This is a genomic window from Limimaricola cinnabarinus (assembly GCF_002723615.1).
Lineage (GTDB): Bacteria > Pseudomonadota > Alphaproteobacteria > Rhodobacterales > Rhodobacteraceae > Limimaricola > Limimaricola cinnabarinus_B.
The window spans coordinates 625,473-642,905 of record NZ_KZ304951.1; the positions used below are offsets into that span (position 1 = coordinate 625,473).

Consider the following 17,433-nt stretch of genomic DNA (forward strand, 5'->3'; position numbering starts at 1 on the left):
CGACTTACAGCACGAAGTCCCGTGTCGCTTCGAAGCCCTTCAAAAGCGGGGCCCCGGCATTGAAGGCAAAGCGCCAGGAGATGCGGCCGTCGATCTTGTAGCCGATTCGGACGACGCCGAGCGCGCCTTCGGCAAAGATCGCGGCGACCCGTCCGCCTTCGCGCAGCTGCTCGGCCAGCGCATCGGGGAAACGCTCGATGGCGCCTTGCAGGATGATCACGTCGTAGGGCGCGCTCTTGGGCGCGCCTTCGTTGAGCGGCCCGCAGATCACGGCGGCGTTGTCGACGCCGTTCTCGGAGAGCAGCGATTGCGCCTCGGCGGCGCGCGCCTCGTCATCCTCGACCGCGGCGACGAAGCCCGCCATCCGCGCCAGAAGCGCGGTGGAATAGCCCAGCCCGCAGCCCAGATCGAGCACCGCGTCCTGCGGATCGATCTCGAGCCCGTCGAGCATCTTGGCCAGCGTGCGCGGCTCCAGCACCACCCGGTCGTCGCTCAGCACGAGGTTCTCGCCCACATAGGCGGCCTCGCGCATCGCGGCGGGGACATAGGCTTCGCGGGGAACATCGAGCATCGCGTCGATGATCGGGAATTTCGTCACGTCGGAGGGCCGCACCTGGGTGTCGACCATGAAGACGCGGCGGGTCGCATAATCAACCACGGACCGGACTCTTTCGTTCAGTTTCGCCATGGCCCTGATGCCACAATGCCGGCGAAGCGGCAACTGCGCAGCGCCCCCTGCCCGCCCCGCGCCGCGGCACGGGGCCTGCGGGTCACACTCGGCCGCCCCTTCGCGGCGGACCCCGCGCGATAACCGCTTGACGCCCCCTTCGGCAGACCCTAGTGACACCGGCACCGAGGCGGGTTGGCGGAGTGGTTACGCAGCGGATTGCAAATCCGTGCACACCGGTTCGATTCCGGTACCCGCCTCCATTTCCCCCTGTTCTGGATCAGCCGCGCGGCGTTTCGCTCGACCGCTCCATCGCCCAGCCGACGCTGAAGCCATGCAGCAAGGTCGAGGCGAGGATCACCAGCGCCACCAGCGACCACAGGGCATCCTCGTTCAGGAACTCCATGTGGCTGCCCGCGTAGCACAGGTAGTAGATCGAACCGATGCCGCGCACGCCGTAGACCGCGACGATGCCGCGATCGCGCGGGTCCATGCCCATGCCTGCCATCGCGACCCACCCCGCCACCGGCCGGATCACCAGCAGGAACACCAGTGCGAGTGCGACCTGCATCCATGTCAGATCGGCGATGAGCAGCGGCAGCATCGTGCCCAGCGCCACCAAGAGCGCCGCCGTCAGGGCGTTTTCTATCGATTCGGAGAAATCATGCAGGCGGCGGTGGAACTGGTGGTCCTTCTCGATCCGGCGCAGCGTCAGCCCCAGCACCGCCACGGCCATGAAGCCATAGCCCTCGATCAGCTCGGTCGAGCCGTAGCACAGCAGGATGCCTGCCAGCGCGACGACGCCCGAGCCGGTCTGCGCCAGCGCCGCGTCGGGCGGCAGGCGGAACAGCACGTAGCCCAGCGCCTTGGCCCCGAGCCAGCCCACAACCGTGCCGACCGCGATCCGGTAGAGCACGTCGCGCCACAGCCAGTCGAAGGCCCATGCGCCGGGGTTGAGCCCTTCGGCCGCGACGATCAGCCCAAGATAGACGAAGGGAAAGGCCAGCCCGTCATTGAGCGCGGCCTCCGTGGTCAAGGTGAAGCGCACCGGGTGCTCCTTGCCCTCCTGCGGCGGGCCGACCTGCACGTCGGCGGCCAGCACCGGGTCGGTCGGGGCCAGCACCGCGCCCAGAAGGATCGCGCCCGCGACGGTCATCCCTTCGAGCCCCACCCCAAGCAAGGCGACCGCGAAGATCGTCAGCGGCATGGCGATGCCCAGCATCCGGAAGGTCGCCCCCCAGCGCTTCCAGGGGCGCAGCTCGTCGAGCCGCATGCCGGAGCCGAACAGCGCGACGATGACGGTCAGCTCGCTCACCAGCTCCCATGGCAGCGGCGTCTCGCGCGGATCGGGCAGCGTCAGGATATCGGGGAGCAAAAGCGCCACGCCCGCGCCGAACAGGATCATCAAGGGCGCCGCCGCCGGCTCGCGCTTGGAGATCAGCCGCGGCAGCCAGCGCGCGAGGATGACGACGATGCCCAGCACCGCCAGCGCCACGTGGTAGGGGTTCAGCCCGAAAAACGGCTCGCCTTGCATCTTGTCCCGGCTCCCTGCGCCCATGCTCGCGTCACCGGCTAAACTGCGGCGCGGCGGGGGCACGGCAAGTGCGGGCGTCGCGGCAATGGCGGGGCCGCCCGGCGGCGGGATCGCGCCGCCCGAGGGCCGCGTGGCGTGACAGGTCCCTCCGCGCTCCCTAGTCTCGCGCGCGCACCCCCCAGCCGAACGGAGCCCGACATGCTGCGCCTATTGCTGCTTCTCGCCACGCTCGCCCTGCCCGGCCCGCTCGCCGCGCAGGATCGCCCCGCGGTCGAGCGGCAGTTCCGGGGCTGGCTCGAACAGCGGATCTGGCCGCGCGCCCGCGAAGACGGCGTCTCGCGCGGCGTGTTCGAAGCGGCCTTCTCGGGCGTCACCCTCGACTGGGACCTGCCCGACCTCGTGCCGCCCGGCACGAGCGGCACCGCGCCGCGCCGACAGCGGCAGGCCGAGTTTGCCAGCCCCGGCGCCTATTTCCGGCGCGGCGCGGTCGAGGGCGCGGCTTCGGTCGGCCGGCAGATGGCCGCGCGCCACGCGGGCGCCCTGTCGCGCGTGGAACGGGCGACAGGCGTGCCCGGTCACATCATCCTCGCGATCTGGGGCCGCGAAAGCGCCTATGGCCGCGCCGCGATCCCGCATGACGCCTTTCGCGTGCTGGGCACCAAGGGCTTCATGGACCGCCGGGCCGACTACTTCACCGCCGAGCTTCTGGCCGCCCTGCGCATCGCACAGGCCGGGCATGTCGCGCCCCGGGCGATGAAATCGAGCTGGGCGGGCGCGCTGGGCCAGCCGCAATTCATGCCGTCAAGCTTCCTGACCCATGCCGCCGACGGCGATGGCGACGGGCGGGCCGACATCTGGCGCTCCGAGGCCGATACCATCGCCTCGATCGGCACCTATCTCGCGCGGCATGGCTGGGTCGCGGGGCGCGACTGGGGCTTCGAGGTGCGCGTGCCTGCCTCGGTCTCCTGCGCGCTCGAGGGCCCCGATCAGGGCCGCGCGATCCGCGACTGGGCCGCGATGGGGATCACCCGCGTCTCCGGCCGCCCCTTCCCCGATCACGAGGCCCGCGCCGAAGGCTTCCTGCTGATGCCCGCCGGGCGGCATGGCCCGGCCTTCATCGTCACGCCGAACTTCTACGTGCTCAAGGACTACAACATGAGCGATCTCTACGCGCTCTTCGTCGGCCATGTCGGCGACCGGATCGCCTATGGCTCGGGCGATTTCGCGGGGCGCTGGGGCGCGGTCGGCGGGCTGATGCGCTCGGACGTGGCGGCGATGCAGCGCGCGCTGGAGGCGATGGGCCACGATGTCGGCGGCGCGGACGGGCTCGCAGGCTACAAGACCCGCCGCTCCATCGGGCGCTGGCAGCAGGCCACGGGACAGGCCCCGACCTGCTTTCCCGACGGCGCGATGAAAGCCGCGCTTCTTCGCTGAGAGCCCATGAAAAGGGCCGGTGCCCCGAGGCACCGGCCCGGCGTTGGGCAAGAGGGCGGCCTCAGCCGCCGATCTTGTCTTGCGTCCTGGTCTCGAAATCCTCGGCCGAATGACGCTCGTGCAACTGCAGCGCCGGATCGCCGAAGGCGCGGTTGACCATCCGGCCCCGCTGCACCGCCGGGCGCGCGTCGATCGCCTTGGCCCAGCGCATCACATGGCTGTAGCTCTCGACATCGAGAAACTCCGCCGCGTCGTAGAGACGCCCCAGCACCAGCTGGCCGTACCAGGCCCAGATCGCCATGTCGGCGATGGAATATTCATCCGCCATGAACTCATGCTCGGCCAAATGCCGGTCCAGCACGTCGAGCTGGCGCTTGGTCTCCATCGTGAAACGATTAATCGGGTATTCGAACTTCTCGGGCGCATAGGCATAGAAATGCCCGAAGCCGCCACCGAGATAGGGCGCGCTGCCCATCTGCCAGAACAACCAGCTCAGCGCCTCGGTGCGCCGTCCCGCCTCCTTGGGCAAAAAGGCCCCGAACTTCTCGGCCAGGTGCAGCAGGATCGCCCCCGATTCGAACACGCGCTGCGGCGCCTCGCCCGAGCGGTCGAGCAGCGCCGGGATCTTGGAGTTCGGGTTCAACTCGACGAAGCCCGAGCCGAACTGGTCGCCATCGCCGATCCTGATCAGCCAGGCGTCGTATTCCGCGCCCGTGTGCCCCGCTTCGAGCAGCTCCTCGAACAGCACCGTGACCTTCACCCCGTTGGGCGTGGCCATCGAATAAAGCTGGAACGGATGCTCCCCCTCGGGCAGCGCCTTGTCATGCGTGGCCCCGGCAACGGGGCGGTTGGTCTTGGCGAACTGGCCGCCATTCTCGGCATCCCAGCTCCACACCTTGGGCGGGGTATAGTCGGCATTGTCCTTCATCGCGGCGGTCCTGTGATTGTGACGTGCTGCCCCGATAGATGTCCCCAAGGGGGCGCGCTGTCGAGGGACCGGCCGCGCACATCTCCATGCAGCTTCGCGCACCACCGCCATTTCGCCCGCGATCAGAGGCTTTCGCGGTTCCATAAGCCTTTCATCTGAGGGGTTTTCAGCCGAAAATCCTCTACCCCGGTGGCAATTCTCCGCTATCTCCCCCATAAGTCGCGCGATGAAACAGTCAGGAGAATGCTCCCACGTGACCGATAGAAACCTGCCTTCCCTCGGACTGGCCCTGTTGCCGGTCGTGCTGACACTGGGCCTGCTGGCCTTGCAGCTCTTCTATTTCGGCGACTTCACGCCGCATATCCCGCTGGTGATCGGCCTCGCAATCACCGGCCTTCTGGGCGTGCTGCGCGGCCAGAAATGGACCGATATCCGCGAAGGCGTGTTCCACGTCATCCACGTCTCGCTGCCCTCGCTGTCCGTGCTGATCGTGGTCGGCATGATCATCGGCGTCTGGATCGCCTCGGGCACCGTGCCGACGCTGATCTATTACGGGCTGACGCTGCTCAACCCCTCGATCTTCCTTGCCGCGGCGATGATCCTCTGTGCGGTCGTCTCGCTGTCGCTGGGCACCTCCTGGGGCACCGTCGGCACCATCGGCGTGGCGCTGATGGGCATCGGCGCGGGCTTCGGCATCCCGATGTACTGGACCGCGGGCGCGATCGTCTCGGGCGCCTTCTTCGGCGACAAGATCTCGCCGTTGTCGGACACCACCAACCTCGCCCCCGCCGTGACCGGCGTGAACATCTTCGACCACATCCAGAACATGCTGCCGACCACCGTGCCCGCGATGCTGATCGCGCTGGGCATCTACATCGTCGCGGGCTACGGGCTGATCGAACCGGCCGATACCTCGCTGCAGGCGATCACCCAGATCACCGAGCGCCTGAGCCAGGATTTCAACCTCGGCCTGATTCCGCTCTTGCCGGCGCTGCTCGTGATCGCCCTTGCGCTGTTTCGCCAGCCGCCGCTGCCCTCGCTCTTCGCGGGCGTGCTGCTGGGCGGCGTGATCGCGATCTTCCAGCAAGGTGTGGGCCTGCATGACGTCTTCACCTTCGCGCAGTCGGGCTACGCGATCGACACCGGCATCGCCGATATCGACACGCTGCTGAACAAGGGCGGCATCCAGTCGATGATGTGGACGATCTCGCTCATGCTGATCGCTCTGGGCTTTGGTGGCGCGCTCGAGCGCACCGGCTGCCTCGAGTCGATCATCCTGTCGATCGTCAACAAGGTGAAGAGCTTCACCGCGGTGCAATCCTCGGCCATCTTCACCGCCTTCGCGACCAATGTGGTGGCGGGCGATCCCTACATCTCGATCGCCCTGCCGGGCCGGATGTACGCCCCGCTCTATCGCGGCATGGGCTACTCGACGCTCAACCTCAGCCGCGCCGTCGAGGAAGGCGGCACGCTGATGAGCCCGCTGATCCCGTGGAACGCCGGCGGCGCCTTCGTCATCACCGCGCTGGGCCTCGGCATCATGGACGGCAATCTCGAGAACCTGCTCTACATCCCGCTGGCCTTCGCCTGCTGGACCGCCCCCGTGATCGGCGTGTTCTACGCCATCACCGGGCTGTTCTCGCCCAAGGCCTCCGAACAGGACCGCACCAACTGGGCCAACGACAACGAGGACATCATGGACCTCACGGATCACGATCACCTCGGCGATCCCGGCCCCTCCAAGGAAGCCATGCCGATCTGATCGGATGCGCTTTGCGCCAGACGACGCCCCGCCCTCACCGGCGGGGCGTTTTGCGTTTGGCGGGGTTGGTTGGCGCGGGCGCGTCCCTATCTCGAAAGGGAAAGCCGAACGGAAAGGACATCACATGGCCGGAGGTTGGGCGCGCGACGGCGCGGTGGAAGAACAGATCGAAGCCTCGATCAATGACGAGCTGAAACGCATGCAGGCCCGGCGCGGACCCGTGGGAGAAAGCGCCACCCATTGCGCGGAATGCGACGAGGAGATCCCCGAGAAGCGCCGCGCGGCGATCCCGGGGGTGAAGCTCTGCGTCGAGTGCCAGCAAGGACGCGACGCCCGGCCGCAGATGCGCGGCGGCTTCAACCGGAGGGGCTCCAAGGACAGCCAGCTGCGCTGAAGGCCGGCGTCGGGATTGCGTATTTGAGGAAAGATGAACCGGGAGGCGCGCGCCGCCTTCAGACGGCGCCGCCCACATCGTCGGGCGCGACCGCGCTGGCCTTGACGATCGCCCAGAGCCGCAGGCCGGGCGCGAGCCTGAGCGCGCGCGCCGAACGGCGGGTGACGCGGGCGAGCAGCCGGTCCGCGCCGCAGGCCAGACCCACGGCCACGCCCTCCGGGCCTTCGTCGAGCGCCGTCACCTCGGCCGGCAGGATGTTGAGCGCGCTGAGCCCCTCCGGCTTTTCGCGCGCGAGGATCACGTCCTGCGCCGAGATGCGCAGCCGCAGATGCGTGCCGATGCCGCCCAACCGCCCGGGCAGCACGATCCGCCCGCCCGACAGCGCAAGCTCGGTCAGCCCGTCGATCCGGTCGAGCCCGGCGATGCGCGCGCGCACCACCGCCCCCGCCTCCTGCGCGCCGATCATGCCGACCGCCGCCGGGTCCGACAGCACCTCGGCCACCGCGCCCGCGCGCATCACGCGCCCCGCCTCCATCACCACCACCGTCGTGGCGAGGCGCGCGACCTCCGAGGCGGCGTGGCTGACATAGAGGATCGGCAGACCCGCCTCGTCGCGCAGCCGCTCCAGCCATGGCAGGATCTCGGCCTTGCGCGCCGCGTCGAGCGCCGAGAGCGGCTCGTCCATCAGCAAGAGCCGCGGATGGCTCATCAGCGCCCGCCCGATCGCCACGCGCTGCTTCTCCCCGCCAGACAGCGCGGCGGGGCGGCGGTCGAGCAGATCGCCCAGCCCCAGCATCGCGATCACCCGGTCGCGGTCATGGCTGCCGCCATAGGCGAGGTTCTTGTCCACGCTCATATGCGGAAACAGCCGCGCATCCTGAAACACGTAGCCGATCCGGCGGCGATGCACCGGAACGTCGATGCGCCGCGCCCGGTCGTAAAGCAGCGTCCCGTCGATCTCGATCCGGCCCGCTTCGGGGCGCATGAGCCCCGCCACCGCGTTGATCACGCTGGTCTTGCCCGAGCCCGACCTGCCGAACAGCGCGGTGACGCCGGGCGGTGCGGCGAAATCGGCGTCGAGATCGAAGCCGCCGAGCCGCTTTTTCACCTGCACCTCGATCATGCCGCCACCCGCCGCGCGATCCGGCGCGACAGCCATTCCGAAACCAGCAGCGCCCCCATCGCCAGCGCCACCGAAACCGCCACGAGCCGCAGCGCCGCCTCCTCGCCGCCCGGCATCTGCAGGAAAGCGTAGATCGCGGTCGGGACGGTGCGGGTTTCGCCGGGGATGTTGGAGACGAAGGTGATCGTCGCGCCGAACTCGCCCATCGCCTTGGCAAAGGCGAGGATCGCCCCCGCCACCACGCCGGGCAGCGCCAGCGGCAGCGTCACCGTGACAAAGACCCGCAGCCGCGAGGCCCCGAGCGTCGCCGCCGCCTGCTCCAGCGCGGGCGGCACCGCCTCGAAGGCCAGCCGCATGGGCCGCACCATCAGCGGAAAGGCCATGATCGCCGCCGCCAGCGCCGCGCCGGTCCAGCGAAAGGCGAAGCTGATGCCCAGAGGTTCGAGCAGCGCGCCGAGCGGCCCCTGCCGGGAAAAGGCCACGAGCAGCAGGTAGCCCGTCACGACGGGCGGCAGGATCAGCGGCAGATGCACCAGCCCGTTGAGAAGCTGCCGCCCCGGAAACCGCCCCTTGGCCAGCGCCAGCGCGCATAAAAGCCCCAGCGGCAGGCTCGCGGCGACGGCAGTGGCCGAAACCTTGAGCGACAGCCGCACCGCCTGCCATTCTGCGGGGCCGAGCCAGTCGGTCATTCGCAGGGCTCCGCTTCGGAAAGCCCGGCTTCGGGCAAGGTGAACCCCGCGGCCTCGAAGATCGCCCCCGCCTCCGGGCCGGTCAGGAAATCGAGGAAATCCGCTGCCTTTGGGTCCGCCCCGGTCAGAAGCGCCGCCGGGTAGCGGATCGGCGGGTGACTGTCGGCGGGAAAGCTGCCCATGACCGTCACCCGCGGCTCCTCGGCCGCATCGGTGGCATAGACAATGCCGTAAGGCGCCGCGCCGCTCGCCACCAGCGCCAGCGCCGCGCGCACGTTCTCGGCCTGCGCGACGCGCGACGCGACGCCCTCCCACAGCCCGAGGCCCTCCAGCGCCGCGCGGCCATATTGCCCGGCGGGCACCGCATCAATGAGCGCCATGGCGAGCCGCCCCGAGCCCAGCCGCGCCGCGAGATCGAAGCCCGGCCCGATCTCGACGGCGGACGCCTCCGCATCGGCGGCGATCAGCACGAGGGCATTGCCGAGGATGTCGCGGCGGCTATCGGTCTCGATCAGCCCGGCCCGTGCGACCTCCTCGATCCAGTCTTCGTTGGCCGAGATGAAGAGATCGGCCGGCGCGCCCGCCATGATCTGCCGCGCCAGCGCCGAGCTGCCCGCATAGGAGACGGTCACCTCCGCGCCGCCCCGCGCCTCCCAGACCTCCACCACGCGGTCGAGCGGGCCGCCGAGGCTCGCCGCCGCGAAGGTCAGGATCTCGGCCCACACCGGGCCGGTCGGCGCGAGCGCCAGCATCAGCGCCGCGGATAAGGATTTCACCAGCATCATCCACCTCGTGTCATGCCCGCGTCTGTTGCATCCCGTGGCCCCGCACCGCAAGAGCGCGCCTCAGACCCAGGCGACCAGCCGTGCTTCGAGCGCCGCGACGCGCGCGCGCAACATGTCGGGAATCGCGCCCGGGCGGGGCGGATCGACGAGAGAGGTCAGCCAGGCCTCCGGCGGCATCTTCACCCGCTTCTGCCCGCGCCATTCCAGCCCGCGCAGCACCGCCTGCGCGGGGCCGGGCAGCCGCTCGGGGATCTCGCGCCCCGAAAGCACGCCCCATGCCGCGGTCCAAAGCCGCCCCACGCCCCACGGGTTGTAGCCGCCGCCGCCCATCAGCACGAAGCGCGGGGCCAGCGGCAACAGCGCGCGCAGCACGTCCAGATGTGCATGGCCCGACATGGCCAGCCGCGATTGCGGGTCTTCGAGCAGCGCGTCCGCGCCGCATTGCAGCACGATGGCGTCGGGGCGAAACGCCGCGACGGCGGGAAGGATCACCCGGTCGCGCGCCAGCGCCATCGCGTCGTCGCCCGCGCCGGAAGGGATCGGCAGGTTGAACACCTGCCCCGCGCCTTCCTCCTCCACCGCGCCGGTGCGCGGCCAGCGGTTCTCCTCGTGGGTCGAAACCAGCAGCGTCTCGGGATCGCGGGCAAAGCCCGCCTCGACCCCATCGCAATGATGCGCGTCGATATCGACATAGGCGACGCGCCGCGCGCCATGCGCCTTGAGCGACAGGATCGCGAAGACCGGGTCGTTGAGATAGCAAAACCCGTTGGCCCGGTCCGGCAGCCCGTGATGCGTGCCGCCGCCGGGCAGGTGCAGCCGTCCGCCTTGGCGCAGAAGCTCGCCCGCGAGCAGCGCGCCCCCCACCCCGGTCGCCGGGCGGCGATACATCTCGGCGAAGACCGGGTTGGCGGGCGTGCCGAGGTGATGGCGTTCGCGGATCCGCGGGCTGACGGTTTGCGCCTCCTCGGCGGCCAGCAGGGCCGAGACATACTCCGGCGTGTGAAAGGCATGCAGCGCGGCGGGCCGCGCGCGCGGGCTGCGGATATAGCTCTCCGCCGGCAGCCAGCCCAGCGCGCGGGCAAGGTCCATCACCGTCGAGACGCGCGGCACACGCAAGGGGTGCCAGTCGCCATAGCTCGACCCGCGGTAGATCTCCGATCCGATGAAGCGCGCCGATACGGTCATGCCTCTTTCATTCCCGACGCCCCTTTCACAAGCGCGACCTCCTTGCCACCATGGCGCAGATAGCGCGCGCCGCGCCCTTGCCAGCCCCGGCGCGGTTGTGCGATTTCGCTCTGGACGCGAACGATGAACGCGAACCATCCCAAGGCCCGCATGATCCAGCTTCCGCTCCGCATCTCCAAGAGGCACCAGCGTCTCGCGCGCACGCAGTTCGCGGCGCTGCCATGGCGCATGGCCGGGGATGGCTTGGAGATCTGCCTCGTCACCAGCCGCGGGCGGGGCCGCTGGATCCTGCCCAAGGGCTGGCCGATGGATGGCGTCACGCCCGCGCAGGCCGCAACGATCGAGGCGCGCGAGGAGGCGGGGCTTCTGGGCCAGCCCGAGGATCGCTGCCTCGGCCTGTGGTCCTATGTGAAATCCGGCGCGCCGCATGTCGCGATGGTCTTTCCGCTGCGGGTCGATCGGGTGCTCGACGATTGGCCCGAGCGCGGCCAGAGGCGGCGCAAGTGGTTCTCGCCCGCACGCGCGGCGGCCAAGCTCGACGCGCCGGACCTGCACCGGATGCTGCTCGGCTTCGAGCCCATGCCGCAGATGCCCGAGCCTGCGGCGCATCCCGCGGCCTCGTGAAGCGCAGGGGCTTTGCACCGGCCCGCCCGAGCGCCTATCTCGATTACATGTGCCACCGGGACCCGCGCCGATGATCCGCTACGACCTTACCTGCAAGAACGGCCATGCCTTCGACAGCTGGTTCGCCTCCGCCGGCGCCTATGACGCGCTGGAGCGCGCGGGCCAGCTCTCCTGCGCGGTCTGCGGCGCGGCGGAGGTGCGCAAGGCGCTGATGTCGCCCTCGGTGAGCGAAAACGCCACGCCCCCGGCGCGCAGGCTCTCCGAGCCCGGCACCCCGCTGGAAAAGGCGATGGCCGAGCTCAGGCGCAAGGTCGAGGCGAATTCGGACTATGTGGGCGACGCTTTCGCCAAGGAGGCGCGCGCCATGCATGAGGGCAAGGCGCCCGAGCGCGCGATCCATGGCGAGGCCCGCCCCGAGGAGGCGCGCCGCCTGATCGAGGATGGCGTCCCGGTGACCCCCCTGCCCTTCGGGCCCAAACGCCGCGCCAACTGAGCCGATAGAGGCAGCTTTGCCACGGATGCGCGGTCGCGCATTGCCCTCGCGTCGCCCCGCCGCTATGGAGACGCCGAAATCTGCGCGGGGAGAGACATGTCGGTCCTGGTGATGAAATTCGGCGGCACCTCGGTCGCCACGCTCGACCGGATCCACCGGGCCGCGAAACGCGTGGCCGTCGAGGTGGCCAAGGGTCACGAGGTGATCGTGATCGTGTCGGCCATGGCCGGCAAGACCAACGAGCTGGTGGGCTGGGTGGGCGAGACCTCGCCCATGTACGACGCGCGCGAATACGACGCCGTCACTTCCTCGGGCGAGAACGTGACCGCGGGGCTGATGGCGCTGCGGCTGCAGGAGATGGACGTGCCCGCCCGCAGCTGGCAGGGCTGGCAGGTGCCGGTGCAGACCACCTCCGCCCATGGCGCCGCCCGCATCCTCGACATCCCGCCCGAGAACATCCGCGCGAAATTCGCCGAAGGCATGAAGGTCGCGGTGATCGCGGGCTTTCAGGGCGTCAGCCCCGAGGGGCGGATCACCACGCTGGGGCGCGGCGGATCGGACACCACGGCCGTGGCCTTCGCCGCGGCCTTCGAGGCCGAGCGCTGCGACATCTACACCGACGTGGACGGGATCTACACCACCGATCCGCGGATCTGCGAGAAGGCGCGCAAGCTCGACCGCATCGCCTTCGAGGAGATGCTGGAGCTGGCCTCGCTCGGGGCCAAGGTGCTGCAGACCCGCTCGGTCGAGCTGGCGATGCGTTACAAGGTGAAGCTGCGCGTGCTGTCGAGCTTCGAGGAACAGTCCGACGAGGCCGGAACGCTCGTCTGCGACGAGGAGGAAATCATGGAAAGCAACGTGGTCGCCGGTGTCGCCTATTCGCGCGACGAGGCCAAGATGACGCTCATCTCCGTGGCCGACCGGCCCGGCATCGCCTCGGCGATCTTCGGCGCGCTGGCCGATGCGGGGGTGAACGTGGACATGATCGTCCAGAACATCTCCGAGGAAGGTCGCACCGACATGACCTTCTCCTGCCCCAATGATCAGGTGATGCGGGCCGAAAAGGCGGTCGAGGCGGCGCGTGAGCGCGGCGACATCCGCTTCAACGATCTCGTCACCGACACCGGTGTCGCCAAGGTGTCGGTCGTGGGCATCGGCATGCGCAGCCATACCGGCGTCGCCGCCGACATGTTCAAGGCGCTCTCGGCCGAGGGCATCAACATCAAGGTCATCACCACCTCCGAGATCAAGATTTCGGTGCTGATCGACCGGAAATACATGGAACTCGCGGTGCAGGCCCTCCATGATGCCTTCGGGCTGGACAAGGCCGCCTGACCGGGAGCACACCCCCCGGGGCCCGGCGGTGAAAGGGCGGCGATGGCCGATCGATTGGTAGAAACGGAAAGCCGCAAGCTCCTGGGCCGGCTCTCGGCGGTCATGGCCGAGGGCGGCGCCGGGCAGGCCCGGCTCGACAGCATCGTCAGCCTCATCGCCAGCTCGATGAAGACCGAGGTCTGCTCGATCTACCTGTTCCGAGACGCCGAGACGCTGGAGCTTTGCGCCACCGAGGGGCTGATGCCCGAGGCCGTGCACCAGACGCGGATGCGGCTCGGCGAGGGTCTCGTGGGGCGCACCGCGCGCACCCGGCAGGTGGTGAACACCGCCGACGCGCCCTCGGAGGCCGGTTTCCGCTACATGCCCGAAACCGGCGAGGAGCGCTATTCGAGCTTCTGCGGCGTGCCGATCCAGCGGCTGGGCGAGCCCCTGGGTGTGCTGGTCGTGCAATCGCGCGACGCGCGGCAGTTCACCCCCGACGAGATCTATGCCCTCGAGGTGGTGGCGATGGTACTGGCCGAGATGACCGAGCTCGGCGCTTTCGTCGATACCGGTGCCGCGCTTTCGGCGCGCCACCAGCAGGCGGTGATGTTCCGCGGAGCCTCGGGCCAGGAGGGCGCGGCGGAGGGCCGGGTCTGGCTGCACGAGCCGCGGGTCGTCGTCACCAACCCGATCGCCGACGACCCGGTGGCCGAACGCGCCCGGCTGCGCGCCGCGGTGGACGAGCTGCGCATCACCGTCGACGAGATGCTCTCGGGCGCGACCAGCGTCAATGCCGATCAGGTTCAGGTGCTGGAGACCTACCGCATGTTCGCCAATTCGCGCAGCTGGATGCGGCGCATGGAGGAGGACATCGAAAGCGGGCTCTCGGCCGAGGCCGCCGTCGAAAAGGAGCAGTCGCTGGCGCGCAGCCGGATGAACCGTTCGGGCGATCACTACATGCGCGAACGGCTGTCGGATCTCGACGACCTGTCGAACCGGCTGCTGCGCATCCTCACCGGCCAGGGCCGCGACACCGGCGCCGACATGCCCGACGACCCGGTGCTCGTGGCGCGCAACATCGGCCCCGGCGAGCTTCTGGAATACGGCAAGAAGCTGCGCGGCATCGTGCTCGAGGAAGGCTCGGTCGGCTCCCATGCCGCGATCGTGGCGCGCGCCTGGGCGATCCCGCTGGTGATCCATGCCAAGAACATCACGCAAGAGGCGCTCAACGGCGACGTGATCCTCGTCGACGGCGATCAGGGCGCGGTGCATCTGCGGCCCGAGGAGACGGTCAAGACTGCCTTTCGCGACAAGATCGCGATGCAGGCGCGCGCGCTCGAACGCTATGCCTCGATCCGCGACATGAAGGCCACGGCGCTGTGCGGCACCACCGTGTCGCTGCACATGAACGCGGGGCTTATGGCCGACCTGCCCTCGCTCAAGGGATCGGGCGCGGAGGGCGTGGGGCTGTTTCGCACCGAATTGCAGTTCCTCATCCGCAACAAGATGCCTAAGCGGGCCGAATTGTCGAAGCTCTATGCGCGGGTGATGGATTCCGCCGACGGGCGGCGCGTCGCCTTTCGCACGCTCGACATCGGCTCGGACAAGGTTCTGAGCTACATGAAGCCCAATGACGAGCCGAACCCGGCGATGGGCTGGCGCGCGGTGCGGGTCGGGCTCGACAAGCCGGGCGTGCTCAGGATGCAGCTGCAGGCGCTGATCCGCGCCGCCAATGGCCGGCCGCTGGCGGTGATGTTCCCCTTCATCGCGCTGCCGGCCGAGTTTCATGCCGCGCGCGCGGAGTTCGACAAGGCGATGGAGCGCGAGCGCATCCTCGGCCACCCGGTGCCCGAAACCGTCGAGGTCGGCGCGATGCTCGAAACCCCGAGCCTCGCCTATGCGCCCGACTCCTTCTTTCAGGCGGTCGATTTCCTCTCGGTCGGGGGCAATGATCTCAAGCAGTTCTTCTTCGCCGCCGACCGCGAGAACGAGCGCGTGCGCCGGCGCTACGATACGCTCGACGTGAGCTTCCTCGGCTTTCTCGACCATATCCTCGGCCGCGCCGAGCGGGCGGACACGCCGATCTCGTTTTGCGGCGAGGATGCGGGCCGGCCGATGGAGGCGCTTTGCCTCGCCGCGCTGGGCTTTCGGATGCTGTCGATGCGCCCTGCCTCGGTCGGGCCGGTCAAGCACCTGATCCGGCATTGCAATCTCAAGGCGCTGCGCGGCGTGATCGACGAGGCGCGCGGCAGCGGTGCCGCCTCGGTGCGCCCGGCCGTGACGAAATGGCTGACCTCGCAGGGCTGGCTGATGTGACGGCTTGAACCGTCATCAGCATTTCCATATATCCAGATTATTGGAAATGAGGAGACGGCCATGTCCGACCTGCCGAATCTCGATCTCGACCGCCTGCCGCCGATCGACCCCGCCCTCTACGCCGCGCCGGGCGATCCGGGCCACGCCCCGCGCATCCTGATCCTGCATGGCAGCCTGCGCGAACGTTCCTTCTCGCGCTTCGTGGCGCAGGAGGCGGGGCGGTTGCTCACGCATCTGGGCGCCGAGGTGCGGCATTTCGACCCCGCGGGCCTGCCCCTGCCCGACGGCGCGCCCGCCGATCACCCCAAGGTGGCCGAGCTGCGCGAGCTGGCGAACTGGTCCGAGGGCATGGTCTGGTCGAGCCCCGAGCGGCACGGCGCGATGACCGGCATCCTCAAGGCGCAGATCGACTGGATTCCGCTGTCATTGGGCGGCGTGCGCCCGACGCAGGGCAAGACGCTCGCCCTGGCCCAGGTTTGCGGCGGCTCGCAAAGCTTCAATGCCCTGAACCAGATGCGGGTGCTGGGCCGCTGGATGCGGATGGTGACGATCCCCAACCAATCCTCCGTCCCCAAGGCGTGGGACGAGTTCGACGAGGCGGGCCGGATGAAGCCCTCGCCCTATTACAACCGCATCGTCGACGTGATGGAGGAGTTGGTGAAGTTCACCCTGATGACGCGCGGCCGCCCCGCGCTTACCGATCGCTACTCCGAACGGGTCGAAAGCCACGAGGCGCTGTCGAAGCGGGTCAATACGGGCCGGATCTAGCCGCGACGCACCGGCATGCGGTGACGGTCGAGCTCGGCATGGAAGGCCTCCAGCACCCGGTCCTCGCCATGCAGCCGCGCCAGCCGCCGCAGGCCGAAATGCACATGCGCCACCTCGACATAGTAGTCGGTGAAGGCGTAGTTCGTGCCCGCCCCTGCGGCGGCGCCGAGAATCGGCACCGCCTGCCCGGCGAGCTTCTGGCCCAGCACCGTGGCAAAGCGCGGCGCGATGCGCGAGATGAGCCGGTTCACCGCGACGCCCGACAGCCCCAGCCGGGCGCCGAGAAAGGCGGTGTCGATGCCGTCATCCCCGCCCCCCGGCCCACCCGCGCCGAAGACGCGCAGGCATTCCGCCCGCGTCTCCGCGCTGAGCGGGTCTTCCCCGTTGGCCTCGGCCACGCGCTGCACCGCGCGAAAGATCATGGTGGTGGCGACCGGCAGCTCGGCCAGCGCCGTGGTCAGTCCGCCGACACCGCCCAGCGCGCCCGAGAGCGTCGCCATCACCCGCGCCGCCCTGTCGGTGCCGAAGGCCGCCTCCAGCGCGCCCGCCCCGTTGCCGGGCGCGCGCGTGCGCGAGGCAATGTCATAGCTGCGCGACAGCGCCCCGCGCGCGGCCGTCTCGATCCGCGCCCGCGCGGGCTTGGGCAGCAACCGCATCCCGTCCTCGACCCGGTCGCCCGCGAGGTTGACGATCCGCATCAGCCCCCGGCCCGCCCGCGCCTGCCGCGTCGCCAGCGCCGCGATCTCTGTGCGAATATCCTCGTCGAGCGGCTCGGTCGGGGTGTCGGGGTTGATCTCGCGCATGTTGGTCCTCATGCGCGCATAGTTGGGGGGCAATGCCGGATTTTCAATCCGCTTCCTCCCTCGGGGCGCGCGTGACCTCGCCCCCGATGCCGTCCCATGCCCCCTCGCGCAGCGCGATGCCCAGGACCCGCTCGGGGTTGGTCGGCGGCGGCATGATCACCCCGTCGAGCCGCACAAAGCCGAAGCGGCCGTAATAGGGCGCATCGCCCACCAGCATCATGCGCGGATGGCCGAGCGCGCGCGCGCGCTCCAGCACCTCGAAGATCATCAGCCCGCCAAGGCCCTCGCCCTGCCGCGTCGGATGCACGGCGATCGGGCCGAGAAGCAGCGCCGCCGCGCCGCCGATGCGCACCGGCCATGTCCGGATCGCCCCCGCCGTCTCGCCGCCCCGCCCCCGCGCGACAAGGCACAGATCGGCTTCGGGCGGCACCCCGTCGCGCAGCCGGTAGGAGGAGAGCGCCTCGCGGCCGGGCGCGAAGCACAGGTCGTAAAGCGCCTCGACCTCATGATGGTCGCCGGGCTGCTCTCGCGCGATTTCGGCCATGCGTCGTCCCTCTTCCCGGCGGCGATGCGCGCCGCGCGCGGGGCCTAGCATGGCCGGAGGGCGGTGC

General features: G+C 69.6%; 17 protein-coding genes and 1 tRNA gene. 9 read left to right on the forward strand and 9 right to left on the reverse strand.

The window, feature by feature from the left end:
* Positions 1-4: 4 nt before the first annotated feature.
* On the reverse strand, positions 5-658 hold the full coding sequence (locus CJ301_RS02975; RefSeq protein WP_099274022.1) for a protein-L-isoaspartate O-methyltransferase family protein: 654 nt from the start codon (positions 656-658) through the stop codon (positions 5-7).
* Between the two features lie 198 nt (positions 659-856).
* Between CJ301_RS02975 and CJ301_RS02980 the strand changes: the two genes are divergently transcribed.
* Positions 857-930, forward strand: a tRNA-Cys gene (locus CJ301_RS02980).
* A gap of 17 nt (positions 931-947) precedes the next feature.
* Here CJ301_RS02980 and CJ301_RS02985 read toward each other — a convergent pair.
* Positions 948-2,201, reverse strand: a complete 1,254-nt coding sequence (locus CJ301_RS02985; RefSeq protein WP_099274024.1) for a cation:proton antiporter — start codon at positions 2,199-2,201, stop codon at positions 948-950.
* A gap of 198 nt (positions 2,202-2,399) precedes the next feature.
* Here CJ301_RS02985 and CJ301_RS02990 point away from each other — a divergent pair, with 198 nt between their 5' ends.
* Entirely contained in the window at positions 2,400-3,635 is a 1,236-nt protein-coding gene (locus CJ301_RS02990) for a lytic murein transglycosylase (protein ID WP_099274026.1), read from the forward strand.
* 61 nt (positions 3,636-3,696) lie between these two features.
* Here the strand turns inward: CJ301_RS02990 and yghU are convergent, their stop codons facing one another.
* Positions 3,697-4,563, reverse strand: a complete 867-nt coding sequence (gene yghU / locus CJ301_RS02995) for a glutathione-dependent disulfide-bond oxidoreductase (RefSeq protein ID WP_099274028.1) — start codon at positions 4,561-4,563, stop codon at positions 3,697-3,699.
* A 226-nt stretch (positions 4,564-4,789) separates the two neighbouring features.
* Here yghU and nhaC point away from each other — a divergent pair, with 226 nt between their 5' ends.
* Positions 4,790-6,325 carry a Na+/H+ antiporter NhaC gene (gene nhaC / locus CJ301_RS03000; protein ID WP_099274030.1) on the forward strand — a complete coding sequence of 512 codons (1,536 nt, stop codon included), beginning with the start codon at positions 4,790-4,792 and terminating at the stop codon, positions 6,323-6,325.
* A gap of 124 nt (positions 6,326-6,449) precedes the next feature.
* Positions 6,450-6,719: a DksA/TraR family C4-type zinc finger protein gene (locus tag CJ301_RS03005; protein ID WP_099274032.1), complete on the forward strand. Its 270-nt coding sequence runs from the start codon at positions 6,450-6,452 to the stop codon at positions 6,717-6,719.
* Positions 6,720-6,777: 58 nt separating this feature from the next.
* Here CJ301_RS03005 and modC read toward each other — a convergent pair whose 3' ends face one another.
* The 4 genes from modC to CJ301_RS03025 form a co-directional block, all read right to left on the reverse strand.
* Positions 6,778-7,842, reverse strand: a complete 1,065-nt coding sequence (modC, locus tag CJ301_RS03010; RefSeq protein ID WP_099274213.1) for a molybdenum ABC transporter ATP-binding protein — start codon at positions 7,840-7,842, stop codon at positions 6,778-6,780.
* Positions 7,839-8,531 carry a molybdate ABC transporter permease subunit gene (gene modB / locus CJ301_RS03015; RefSeq protein WP_099274034.1) on the reverse strand — a complete coding sequence of 231 codons (693 nt, stop codon included), beginning with the start codon at positions 8,529-8,531 and terminating at the stop codon, positions 7,839-7,841. The genes modC and modB overlap by 4 nt, the downstream gene beginning before the upstream one ends.
* Entirely contained in the window at positions 8,528-9,313 is a 786-nt protein-coding gene (modA, locus tag CJ301_RS03020; RefSeq protein ID WP_099274215.1) for a molybdate ABC transporter substrate-binding protein, read from the reverse strand. The genes modB and modA overlap by 4 nt, the downstream gene beginning before the upstream one ends.
* Positions 9,314-9,376: 63 nt before the next feature.
* Entirely contained in the window at positions 9,377-10,501 is a 1,125-nt protein-coding gene (locus CJ301_RS03025) for an acetoin utilization protein AcuC (RefSeq protein WP_099274036.1), read from the reverse strand.
* Positions 10,502-10,624: 123 nt separating this feature from the next.
* Here CJ301_RS03025 and CJ301_RS03030 point away from each other — a divergent pair, with 123 nt between their 5' ends.
* From CJ301_RS03030 to arsH, 5 genes are all read left to right on the forward strand, one after another.
* Complete coding sequence (locus CJ301_RS03030; protein WP_254050044.1) at positions 10,625-11,125, forward strand: NUDIX hydrolase; 501 nt, start codon at positions 10,625-10,627, stop codon at positions 11,123-11,125.
* 70 nt (positions 11,126-11,195) lie between these two features.
* Positions 11,196-11,618 (forward strand): DUF1178 family protein, encoded by a 423-nt coding sequence (locus tag CJ301_RS03035; RefSeq protein WP_099274038.1) that lies wholly within the window; start codon positions 11,196-11,198, stop codon positions 11,616-11,618.
* Positions 11,619-11,714: 96 nt separating this feature from the next.
* Positions 11,715-12,953, forward strand: a complete 1,239-nt coding sequence (locus tag CJ301_RS03040) for an aspartate kinase (RefSeq protein ID WP_099274040.1) — start codon at positions 11,715-11,717, stop codon at positions 12,951-12,953.
* 42 nt (positions 12,954-12,995) lie between these two features.
* Positions 12,996-15,251 (forward strand): phosphoenolpyruvate--protein phosphotransferase, encoded by a 2,256-nt coding sequence (locus CJ301_RS03045; protein ID WP_099274042.1) that lies wholly within the window; start codon positions 12,996-12,998, stop codon positions 15,249-15,251.
* 60 nt (positions 15,252-15,311) lie between these two features.
* Positions 15,312-16,019 carry an arsenical resistance protein ArsH gene (gene arsH / locus CJ301_RS03050; RefSeq protein WP_099274044.1) on the forward strand — a complete coding sequence of 236 codons (708 nt, stop codon included), beginning with the start codon at positions 15,312-15,314 and terminating at the stop codon, positions 16,017-16,019.
* Here arsH and CJ301_RS03055 read toward each other — a convergent pair.
* Positions 16,016-16,834: an EcsC family protein gene (locus CJ301_RS03055; protein ID WP_254050045.1), complete on the reverse strand. Its 819-nt coding sequence runs from the start codon at positions 16,832-16,834 to the stop codon at positions 16,016-16,018. The two genes, arsH and CJ301_RS03055, sit on opposite strands and share 4 nt — an antisense overlap.
* 31 nt (positions 16,835-16,865) lie before the next feature.
* Positions 16,866-17,366 (reverse strand): GNAT family N-acetyltransferase, encoded by a 501-nt coding sequence (locus CJ301_RS03060; RefSeq protein ID WP_099274048.1) that lies wholly within the window; start codon positions 17,364-17,366, stop codon positions 16,866-16,868.
* Between the last annotated feature and the right edge of the window lie 67 nt (positions 17,367-17,433).